Source organism: Quisquiliibacterium sp., assembly GCF_982640115.1.
Genome location: NZ_CEXFHW010000032.1, coordinates 17,655 through 28,126 on the forward strand (window position 1 = coordinate 17,655; position 10,472 = coordinate 28,126).

General features: G+C 69.6%; 11 protein-coding genes, 1 tRNA gene and 1 pseudogene. 11 read left to right on the forward strand and 2 right to left on the reverse strand.

Annotated features, from left to right (window positions below):
- Window positions 1-14 precede the first annotated feature (14 nt).
- The 11 genes and pseudogenes from urtB to ureG all read left to right on the forward strand — a co-directional run bounded on the left by urtB (window position 15) and on the right by ureG (window position 9,589).
- Entirely contained in the window at window positions 15-1,676 is a 1,662-nt protein-coding gene (urtB, locus tag AC2H6A_RS05860) for an urea ABC transporter permease subunit UrtB (protein WP_484272211.1), read from the forward strand.
- The gene (gene urtC, locus AC2H6A_RS05865; RefSeq protein WP_484272212.1) at window positions 1,673-2,782 is read left to right on the forward strand and encodes an urea ABC transporter permease subunit UrtC; all 1,110 of its coding nucleotides are present in this window, start codon (window positions 1,673-1,675) and stop codon (window positions 2,780-2,782) included. Before urtB ends, urtC begins: the two co-directional genes overlap by 4 nt.
- 44 nt (window positions 2,783-2,826) lie before the next feature.
- Window positions 2,827-3,651, forward strand: coding sequence for an urea ABC transporter ATP-binding protein UrtD (gene urtD / locus AC2H6A_RS05870; protein ID WP_484272219.1), 825 nt, complete (start codon window positions 2,827-2,829; stop codon window positions 3,649-3,651).
- Between the two features lie 7 nt (window positions 3,652-3,658).
- On the forward strand, window positions 3,659-4,348 hold the full coding sequence (gene urtE, locus AC2H6A_RS05875) for an urea ABC transporter ATP-binding subunit UrtE (protein WP_484272220.1): 690 nt from the start codon (window positions 3,659-3,661) through the stop codon (window positions 4,346-4,348).
- Window positions 4,349-4,467: 119 nt separating this feature from the next.
- Entirely contained in the window at window positions 4,468-5,265 is a 798-nt protein-coding gene (locus AC2H6A_RS05880; RefSeq protein WP_484272213.1) for an urease accessory protein UreD, read from the forward strand.
- A gap of 68 nt (window positions 5,266-5,333) precedes the next feature.
- A complete protein-coding gene (locus AC2H6A_RS05885; protein ID WP_484272214.1) occupies window positions 5,334-5,636 on the forward strand; it encodes an urease subunit gamma in 303 nt (100 codons plus the stop codon).
- Between the two features lie 37 nt (window positions 5,637-5,673).
- Window positions 5,674-6,003, forward strand: a complete 330-nt coding sequence (locus tag AC2H6A_RS05890; protein WP_484272215.1) for an urease subunit beta — start codon at window positions 5,674-5,676, stop codon at window positions 6,001-6,003.
- Window positions 6,000-7,697, forward strand: coding sequence for an urease subunit alpha (ureC, locus tag AC2H6A_RS05895; protein WP_484272216.1), 1,698 nt, complete (start codon window positions 6,000-6,002; stop codon window positions 7,695-7,697). Before AC2H6A_RS05890 ends, ureC begins: the two co-directional genes overlap by 4 nt.
- A 25-nt stretch (window positions 7,698-7,722) precedes the next feature.
- Window positions 7,723-8,193 (forward strand): annotated as a pseudogene (ureE, locus tag AC2H6A_RS05900) (urease accessory protein UreE); the annotation flags it as partial.
- Entirely contained in the window at window positions 8,186-8,932 is a 747-nt protein-coding gene (locus AC2H6A_RS05905; RefSeq protein ID WP_484272217.1) for an urease accessory protein UreF, read from the forward strand. The pseudogene ureE and the gene AC2H6A_RS05905, both read left to right, overlap by 8 nt.
- 27 nt (window positions 8,933-8,959) lie before the next feature.
- Window positions 8,960-9,589, forward strand: a complete 630-nt coding sequence (ureG, locus tag AC2H6A_RS05910) for an urease accessory protein UreG (protein ID WP_484272218.1) — start codon at window positions 8,960-8,962, stop codon at window positions 9,587-9,589.
- Between the two features lie 15 nt (window positions 9,590-9,604).
- On the opposite strand, the gene AC2H6A_RS05915 is transcribed toward ureG, so the two are convergent.
- Together AC2H6A_RS05915 and AC2H6A_RS05920 are read right to left on the reverse strand one after the other, a co-directional pair.
- Window positions 9,605-9,689, reverse strand: a tRNA-Leu gene (locus tag AC2H6A_RS05915).
- A 53-nt stretch (window positions 9,690-9,742) separates the two neighbouring features.
- Entirely contained in the window at window positions 9,743-10,408 is a 666-nt protein-coding gene (locus AC2H6A_RS05920; protein WP_484272221.1) for an arylesterase, read from the reverse strand.
- Window positions 10,409-10,472: the final 64 nt, after the last annotated feature.

Here is a 10,472-nt window from a genome sequence, read left to right on the forward strand (position 1 = left end):
GGAACTGAATCCTTATGGACCTGATTGTCGACCGGCCGAGTCCGGCGCGAGGCAGCGCCGGCTTGGCGGGAGCCCGCCGCTCGGGCCTCCTGCGCTGGCGGGCGGGTCTGGCTGCCCTGATCGGCGGCCTTTTTCTGTGGTGCTGGGCGCCGCTCGCTTCAGCGCTTCCTTCAAAGCTCATCGAGCCGCTCGCCAGCGACGACGCCGACGCGCGCTCCGCCGCGCTGTCGGCGATCGTGACCACTGGCGACCCGCTCGTCGCCCGGGTGCTCGAGGCGCTCGGCGATGGCCGTCTGCACTTTGACGGTGGTGTGGCCGTGATGGTCGAGGACGGCAAGGCCCTGCGGCTGGACGATGGGTCGGCCGTGCCGGTGCCGAAGTCCGAAGCGATCATGGCGAACAACCGCCTGCGCGCCGCGATCGAGACCGCGATGGCTGGCCTGCATCTCGAGTCCGGCGATCCGAAGGTGCGGCTCGAGGCCGCCAAGGCGCTCGCCGAATCGGCCGAGGCCGGGCAGCGCGACGCGATCGCACGCGCCATCGAGAAGCAGGCCGACCCGGCGATGCTGCCCTTCCTGCAGCAGGCGCTGGCCCGCATCGACCTCGCCGATCCCGATCCTGCGCGGCGTGCACAGGCGATCCGCTCGTTTGCCAGCAGCGATGATCCGCAGGTGCGCAGCCTGCTCGCCGAGCGTCGTCGTGACGAGACCGATCCCAAGGTCCAGCAGGCCATCGACGAGACGCTGGCGCAGATCGCCTCCCGGCTGGCTCGGTCCGAATGGATCGGCCGGGTGCTCACCGGCATCTCGCTGGGCAGCGTCCTGCTGCTTGCCGCGCTCGGGCTGGCGATCACCTACGGCGTGATGGGCGTGATCAACATGGCCCACGGGGAACTGCTGATGGTTGGCGCCTACGCCACCTATCTCACGCAGTCGGTCTTCCGCGCCTGGTTCCCGCAGTGGGTCGACTGGTATGTGGTGGCGGCTGTGCCGGTGGCCTTCCTGCTTGCCGGCGCCGTGGGCATGGTGATCGAGCGCACGGTGATCCGATTCCTCTACGGTCGGGCGCTGGAGACCCTGCTGGCCACCTTCGGCGTATCGCTGCTGCTCGCGCAGGGTGCCCGGACGCTCTTCGGCGCACAGAACGTGGAACTCGCCAACCCGTCGTGGATGTCGGGCGGGCTGGAGGTCACGGCGAATCTGGTGCTGCCCTGGAACCGCATCGTGATCGTCGGCTTCGCGCTGTGCGTGCTGGCCGCGGTGGCGCTGCTGCTGGTGCGCACCAGCCTCGGGCTGTATGTGCGGGCGGTCACCCAGAACCGGCGCATGGCCTCGTGTCTGGGCGTGCCCACCGGGCGCACCGATGCGCTCGCGTTCGGTCTGGGTTCGGGCATCGCGGGCCTCGGCGGTGTGGCGCTCTCGCAGTTCAGCAATGTCGGCCCAGACATGGGGCAGGCCTACATCGTGGACAGTTTCATGGTGGTGGTGCTCGGCGGGGTCGGCCAGCTTGCCGGCACGGTGATCGCAAGCTTCGGCCTGGGCGTGGTGAGCAAGTTCCTCGAAGGCTGGGCCGGCGCGGTGATCGCCAAGATCCTGGTGCTGGTGTTCATCATCATCTTCATCCAGCGCCGGCCACAGGGTCTGTTTGCGCTGAAGGGAAGGCAGGTGGACGCATGACGCCCTGGTCTCGTCCGATGCTGTCGCGGCCCGAGTGGGCGGCCGCGCTCGGCGTGTTCTGCCTCATCGGTGTGCTCGCGCCGCTGGCCCATGTGCTGCTCCCCGAGGGCAACGCCCTGCGACCGAGCACCTACGCGGTCACGCTGGTGGGCAAGATCCTGTGCTACGCCACCGTGGCGGTGGCCATGGACCTGGTCTGGGGCTTCGCCGGCATCCTCTCGCTGGGGCATGGGCTCTTCTTTGCGCTCGGCGGCTATGCCTTCGGCATGTACCTGATGCGCCAGATCGGGCGCGACGGCAGCTATGGCGCCGACCTGCCCGACTTCATGGTGTTCCTCGACTGGAAAGCGCTTCCCTGGTTCTGGCAGGGCTCGGACCAGTGGTGGTGGGCGATGCTGATGGTGCTGCTGGTGCCGGGGCTGCTGGCGCTGGTCTTCGGCTGGTTCGCGTTCCGCTCGCGCATCAAGGGCGTTTACCTGTCGATCGTCACCCAGGCGCTCACCTACGCTGCCATGCTGCTCTTCTTTCGCAACGAGACCGGTTTCGGCGGCAACAACGGGTTCACCGACTTCAAGCGGATCTTCGGTCAGCCGATCACGGCCCCCGGAACGCGGGCTGCATTGCTCGCGGCGTCGGCGCTGTGCCTGCTGTTCGCCTTCCTGCTGTGTCGCTGGCTCGTGCGCTCGAAGTTCGGCCGCGTGCTCGAGGCGATCCGCGATGCCGAGGCCCGGGTGATGTTCCTCGGCTACAACCCGGTGCCGTACAAGCTCGCCGCGTGGGTGATCTCGGCCCTGCTCTGCGCGGTCGCCGGAGCCCTCTATGTGCCGCAGGTGGGCATCATCAACCCGAGCGAGATGAGCCCGGCGAATTCCATCGAGATTGCGGTCTGGGTCGCGGTGGGGGGGCGGGGTACCCTCGTGGGGCCGATCGTGGGTGCCTTTCTGGTGAACCTCTCCAAGAGCTGGTTCACGCAGGCCTTCCCGCAGCTCTGGCTGTTCTTCCTGGGTCTGCTGTTCATCGTGGTCACGCTGGCGTTGCCGCGTGGCGTGGTCGGCCTGGCGGCGCAGTGGCGGGAGCGTCGGCGTGCGGGCAGGGGACAAGCATGAGCGATCCGATGGGGCACCCCGGCACGCCGGCCCAGCTGAAGGCCATGCGCGATGCGCCAGAGCCTGGTGCCGGCGAGGGCGGCTTCAGCTCCGATGGCCACCGTGTGGTGCCGGGAGCGATCGATGTGTCGCACAAGGTCATCCTGTATCTTGAGGACATCACCGTCGCCTTCGACGGTTTCAAGGCGCTGAACAAGCTTTCGCTGTCGATCGACGACGGTGAATTGCGGGCGATCATCGGGCCCAACGGGGCTGGCAAGACCACGATGATGGACGTGATCACCGGCAAGACCCGGCCCGACAGCGGCAAGGCCTTCCTCGGCCAGACCCTGGACCTGACCCGCATGAGCGAGCCGGAAATTGCCCGGGCCGGCATCGGGCGCAAGTTCCAGAAACCCTCGGTCTTCGAGCAGGCCTCGCCGCAGGAGAACCTCTGGCTTGCCTGCGCCGGACGCAAGGGCTGGCTCGATGCCCTGCGCCAGCGGATCGCGCCCGGCCAGTCCGATCGGATCGACGAGATCCTCGAGACGGTGGGTCTTGCCGCCGAGCGCGATCGCCCGGCCGGCTCGCTCTCGCATGGCCAGAAGCAGTGGCTGGAGATTGGTATGCTGCTCATCCAGGATCCCAGGCTGCTGCTGCTCGATGAGCCGGTGGCCGGGCTCAGCGACGAGGAGACCGAGCGCACCGCCGAGCTCCTCAAGCGGCTGGCGGGCAGTCGCTCGGTGGTGGTGGTGGAACACGACATGCACTTCGTCGATCAGCTCGACTGCCCGGTGACGGTGCTGCACCAGGGGCAGGTGATCGCGGAGGGTGATCTGGCCAGCGTGCAGGCCGAGCAGCGGGTGATCGAGGTCTATCTGGGACGATGAGATGAGCCTGCTCGAAGTCAGTGGCCTGTCGCAGGCCTACGGCGGCAGCCGCATCCTGCGGGAGGTGTCCTTCACCGCCGAGCGGGGCGAGGTGGTGGTGCTGCTGGGGCGCAATGGCGTGGGCAAGAGCACGCTGCTGCGCACCCTGATGGGCCTGCATCCCGTGCTCGGTGGCACGGTGCGACTGGGCGGGCAGCCGCTCGATGGCCTGAGCCCGAATCGCCGCGCGCTGGCGGGCATGGGCTATGTGCCGCAGGGCCGCGAGATCTTCCCGCGCCTGACGGTGGAAGAGAACCTGAGAGTGGGCTTTGCCACCGGCCGGCTGCGGCAGATCGAGGCCGAGATCTACGAGCTTTTTCCGGTGCTGGCCGAGATGCGCCGGCGTCGCGGCGGAGACCTCTCGGGCGGTCAGCAGCAGCAGCTCGCCATTGCACGGGCCCTGTGCACCCAGCCCTCGGTGCTGCTGCTCGATGAGCCCACGGAGGGCATCCAGCCCTCGGTGATCAAGGATATCGGCCGGGTGATCCGGCGGCTGGCCCGCGAGCGGCAGCTGTGCGTGCTGCTGGTCGAGCAGTACTGCGACTTCGCTGCCGAGCTGGCCGATGCCTATCTGGTGATGGAGCGCGGCGAGATCGTCGCCCGAGGCGCCGGCAGCGCCATGCAGGCCGACGGCGTGCGGGCCCTGGTCGCGGTGTGAGCCCGGCGTCCGCTGTGGTGGTGCCGGCGACGCCGGCCGAGGAGCCTGTCCTCGCGCCCTACGGTGGGGGCTGGCAGGCTCGTCTCAGCCTTGAGATTGCTCTGCGGGAGGGCCGCAGCGTGGCCGCGCGCCTTGCCCATGTCGGGCCGCTGCGGGTGCAGAAGCTGCTCTGGCCCGAAGGGCCGCGGCTCGCCCATGTCATCCTGCTTCATCCGCCCTCGGGTCTGGCAGCGGGCGACAGCCTGGTGTGCGATCTGGCCATCGGCCCGCAGGCCGAATTGCTGCTCACCACCCCCGGGGCCGGGCGCTGGTACCGCGCTGATACGCCGGCCACGCAGTCCGTGACCGTCACCGTGGATGACGGCGCCCACCTCGAGTGGCTGCCTCAGGAGACGATCCTGCATGACGGGGTGTCCGGCGAGCAGACCATGCGCGTGGACATTGCCGATCGGGCGAGCGCGGTCGGCATGGAGGTGCTGGTGCTTGGTCGGCGGGCCAGTGGTGAACGCCTGACGCAGGCCCGCTTTCAGAGCCGTCTCACCCTGCGACACGCCGGCCGGCTCCTCTATGACGAACTGTCGCGCATCGAGGGGGCGCAGACCGGGGCCGCGGCACTCGGGTCGAGTCACGTCAGCGGCCTGCTCTGGGCTGTCTCGCCGGATCTCCTGCCCGACGACATCGCCGACGCGGTCGAGGCCGATCTCGACGCGGCCCTGGCCGCGACCGCCGGCCAGGCCGAGCCAGTTGATCGACCCACGATCGGTGGGGCCTCGCGGGTCGACCCGCATCTGCTGCTGGTGCGGGTGGTGGGCAGTTCGCCCCAGTCGGTTCGCGGTGCACTCGTTGCCGCCTGGGCAAGGCTGCGCCCGCTGCTGCGCCAGCGCGAGGCCGTGCCGCCGCGCATCTGGATGACCTGATCAAAGGCACAATCGACCCTTGGGCGCGCAGCGTCGCGCCAGACCCATTCCGCCTGGAGGACCTGCCGATGGACCTGACACCCAGAGAGAAGGACAAGCTGCTGATCTTCACCGCCTCGCTGCTCGCCGAGCGGCGCCTGGCCCGTGGCCTGAAGCTCAACCATCCCGAGTCGGTGGCGCTGATCACGGCCGCCATCCTCGAAGGCGCCCGCGATGGCCGCACCGTGGCCGAACTCATGGCCCTGGGCAAGACCGTGCTCGGCCGCTCGCAGGTGATGGAAGGCGTCGCCGAACTCATCCCGGAGATCCAGGTGGAAGCCACCTTTCCCGACGGCACCAAGCTGGTCACCGTTCACCAGCCGATCGCCTGACCCGCGCCGCGGCGCACCCACTGCAGGGAGGACATCCATGATTCCAGGCGAGATCATCGCCGCCCCCGGCGAGATCGAACTCAACGCGGGCCGTCGCGTGCTGCGCGTCGAGGTCACCAATCGGGGCGACCGGCCGATCCAGGTCGGGTCGCATTACCACTTCGCCGAGACCAATGCGGCGCTTGACTTCGATCGCGTCGCGGCACGCGGCATGCGGCTGAACATCGCCGCGGGCACCGCGGTGCGCTTCGAACCCGGTCAGTCGCGCTCGGTCGATCTGGTCGACTACGCCGGCTCGCGCACCGTCTACGGCTTCAATGCCGCGGTGATGGGCGCGCTCGACACCGCCGCGGGAGGCCGCTCATGAAGATCTCCCGGCAAGCCTATGCCGAGATGTTCGGCCCCACCGTTGGCGACCGCGTGCGGCTCGCCGACACCGATCTGTTCGTGGAGGTCGAGCGCGACCTCACGATCTACGGCGAGGAGGTCAAGTTCGGCGGCGGGAAGGTGATCCGCGACGGCATGGGCCAGTCGCAGGCCGGCAGCGCGGTGGCGGTGGATACCATCATCACCAACGCGCTGATCATCGACCACTGGGGCATCGTGAAGGCCGACATCGGCCTGAAGGCCGGGCGCATCGCGGCCATCGGCAAGGGCGGCAACCCGGATGTGCAGCCCGGCGTGGACATCGTGATCGGGCCGGGCACCGAGGTGATCGCGGGCGAGGGCATGCTGGTGACCGCCGGCGGCATTGACACCCACATCCACTTCATCTGCCCGCAGCAGATCGACGAAGCGCTGATGTCGGGCATCACCACGATGTTCGGCGGCGGCACCGGACCGGCCACCGGCACCAATGCCACCACCTGCACCCCGGGGCCGTGGCACATGGCCCGCATGCTCGAGGCCGCCGAAGGCCTGCCGATGAACCTCGGCTTCATGGGCAAGGGCAATGCCAGCCTGCCCCAGGCGCTGATCGAGCAGGTGCAGGCCGGCGCGATCGGCCTGAAGCTGCACGAAGACTGGGGCACCACCCCGGCCGCGATCGACTGCTGCCTCAGCGTGGCCGACGATCACGACATCCAGGTGGCGATTCACACCGACACCCTGAACGAGTCGGGCTTCGTCGAGACCACCATCGCGGCCTTCAAGGGCCGCACGATCCACAGCTTTCACACCGAGGGCGCGGGTGGCGGTCACGCGCCCGACATCCTGAAGGTGGTCGGCGAGGCCAATGTGCTGCCCTCGTCGACCAACCCCACCCGGCCGTACACGGTGAACACCGTGGACGAGCACCTCGACATGCTGATGGTGTGCCACCACCTCGATCCGTCGATTGCCGAGGATGTGGCCTTCGCCGAGAGCCGCATCCGGCGCGAGACCATCGCCGCCGAGGACATCCTGCACGACCTCGGCGCGATTTCGATGATGTCCTCCGACAGCCAGGCCATGGGCCGCGTGGGCGAGGTGATCATGCGCACCTGGCAGACCGCGCACAAGATGAAGCAGCAGCGTGGCGCGCTGCCCGGCGAGAGTCGGGCCGACAACGCCCGCGTGAAGCGCTATGTGGCCAAGTACACCATCAACCCGGCGCTCGCCCACGGCATCTCCCACGAGGTGGGTTCGGTCGAGCCTGGCAAGCTCGCCGATCTGGTGCTCTGGCGCCCGGCCTTCTTCGGCGTGAAGCCGGCGCTCATCGTGAAGGGCGGCGCGATCATCGCCGCGGCCATGGGGGATCCGAACGCGTCGATTCCCACGCCGCAGCCGGTGCACTTCCGGCCGATGTTCGGCGCTTTCGGCCGGGCGCTGTCGAGCACCTGCGTGAGCTTCGTGTCACAGGCGGCGCACGCCGCAGGCGTGGGCGAGCGCCTGGGGCTGCAGCGGCGCGTGGTGCCGGTGAAGGGCACGCGCACCGTGCGCAAGGCCGACATGATCCACAACAGCTACACCCCGACCATCACCGTCGACGCCCAGAACTACCGGGTGCATGCCGACGGCGTGCTGCTCGCCTGCGAGCCGGCCAAGGTGCTGCCGATGGCCCAGCGCTACTTCCTCTTCTGAGCGGCGCAAGGGCGGCGACATGGGCATGCGCATCGTCGATCCCGACCGGGAGCGGCCGCCCGAGATTGCGGGACTGCCGCTGCTCGACCGGGTCGAGCCGGCGCCCGGTGACTGCGGTGCCGTGCTGCGCCTGCCTTTCGACGCCCGTTCGCGCAGCCGTCTGCGCGCCCGGCTCGCCGATGGGCGCGAGGTGGCGGTGGTGCTGCCGCGCGGCACGGTGTTGCGTCACGGGACGGTGATCGCGGGCAGCGATCTGCGGGTTCGGGTGGAGGCAGCCGACGAGGATGTGCTCGAGGTTCGGGCCGAGTCTGCGCTGGGCCTGCTGCGCGCCGCCTATCACCTGGGCAACCGCCATGTGCCGGTGCAGGTGCTGGCCGACCGTCTGGTGCTCGGCTACGACCCGGTGCTGGCCGACATGCTGGTCGGGCTGGGCGCCACGCTGCGTCGTACCTGGGCGCCCTTCGAGCCGGAAGGCGGCGCCTATGGTCATGGCCACTGAGTCGGCTTGCGGGGCCGGTGCCACGGTGGGTTTGCCCGACTGGCTGCCGGCGATGCTGCAGCTGGCCTCGCCCGCGCTGCCGATCGGCAGCTTCAGCTATTCGCAGGGCCTGGAGGCGGCCGCCTGGGCCGGTCGGGTGAGCGACGAGCCGAGCGCCTTCGAGTGGATCGACTCCCACTGGCGCAGCGCCTTCGCGGTGCGGGAGCTGCCGGCCGTGCTGGCCGCCGCGCAAGCGCTGGAGGCCGCCACCGCCGAATGCCTGCCCGGCCATCCCGATGGGGATGCGCTGCTCGCCGGTCTGCAGGCCCTCGACGAAGGATTCCTCGCCAGCCGCGACAGCGCCGAGTCGCGGGCCGAGACCCGCCAGACCGGCGCGGCATTGCTGCGCTGGCTGGTCGGGCTGCATGCCGGTAGCCGCGAAGCGGCGCTGGCCCGCGCGCTGGCGGCAGGCCGATCGGGCCCCACTGCGCCGATCGCCTTCGCGCTGTGCGGCAGCGCCCAGGGCCTGCCCGCCGTGGCCACCCGCGCAGCCTGGGGCTTTGCCTGGATCGAGAACCAGGTCCAGGCCGCCGTGAAGATCGTGCCGCTCGGCCAGAGCGCCGGCCAGCGACTGATCCTGCAACTGCGGGGACGCATCGCCGATCCCGCACCTGATGAACCCTGGAGTTTTTCGCCGCTGGCTGGCGTGATGGCGATGCGCCATGAGCGGCAGTACACCCGGCTGTTCCGATCCTGATCGCAGGATCCTTTTCACGAGGTACGGATGCGCACCAAGACTCTGCCCCCGCTGCGCGTGGGCATCGGCGGCCCGGTGGGTTCGGGCAAGACCACCCTGGTCGAGATGCTGTGCAAGACCATGCGTGACAGCCATGACCTGGTGGTGGTCACCAACGACATCTACACCAAGGAAGACCAGCGTCTGCTCACGGTGGCGGGCGCGCTCGAGCCCGAACGCATCATGGGCGTGGAGACTGGCGGTTGCCCGCACACCGCCATCCGCGAGGATGCGTCGATCAACCTCGAGGCGGTCGATCGCATGCTCGAGCGCTTCCCGCAGGCCGATGTGGTGTTCATCGAGTCGGGGGGCGACAACCTCGCCGCCACCTTCAGCCCCGAGCTCTCCGACCTCACGATCTATGTGATCGATGTGGCCGGTGGCGAGAAGATCCCCCGCAAGGGCGGCCCCGGCATCACCCGCTCCGACCTGCTGGTGATCAACAAGACCGACCTCGCGCCGCATGTCGGCGCCTCGCTGGAGATCATGGCCAGTGATGCCCGCCAGCAGCGCGGCGAGCGGCCCTTCGTGTTCACCAACCTCAAGACCCGCGAGGGCCTGCAGTCGGTGATCGACTTCATCCGGGTGAAGGGCCTGTTCCAGCCGGCCACGGCCTGAGGCCGGCCAACGGCGTGGTGCGCCCAGCCGGACTCGAACCGGCACGACCGAAGTCAGGGGATTTTAAGTCCCCGGCGTCTACCGATTCCGCCATGGGCGCGCGTCCGGATTGTGGCATGAGGCCAGCGATGCCCGGCCATGCCGGGCCCGCGCTCAGCCGCGGCCGAGCAGGGGCAGGAGGGCCGGCCAGACATTGGCCAGGATGAGCGGCTGGGCCGCCTCGGTGGGGTGGATGCGGTCTGGCTGGAAGAGCTCCAGCCGCTCGCCGATACCCTCGAGCAGGAAGGGCACCAGGGCGCACTGACGGCGCCTGGCAATGTCGCGGTACATCTGCTCGAACTGCTCGCCGTAGCGACGCCCGTAGTTGGGCGGCATGCGCATGCCCAGCAGGATCACCCGCGCACCGGCAACCTGGCCGGCCGTGACCATCGCCTCGAGGTTGCGTGCGGTGGCGACGAGGTCAAGGCCGCGCAGGGCATCGTTGCCACCGAGCTCGATCACCAGCAGGCGAGGGCGGTGCTCGGCGAGCAGCGCGGGGAGCCGGGTCTGCCCGCCGGCGGTGGTCTCGCCGCTGATGCTGGCATTGAACACCGACCAGGGCGGCTTGCGCGTGGTCAGTCGCTCGGCCAGCAGCGCTACCCAGCCGCTGCCACGGCGCAGCCCGTACTCGGCCGACAGGCTGTCGCCGAGCACCAGCGCGAGGGGGGCCGCCGAGGCAACTGCGGTCTGGCCGGAGGCTGCGGGCGCGGTAAGGGAGAGCAGGGCGCCGGCACCCAGCAGGGGTAGACTCGCGAGCCGGAAGAGGAAGCGACGGCGCAGCCGGTCCGTGCCGGCGGCTGCGGCCAGTGTGGCCCGAGGCGCGGGCGGATGAAACGGTGGAGGC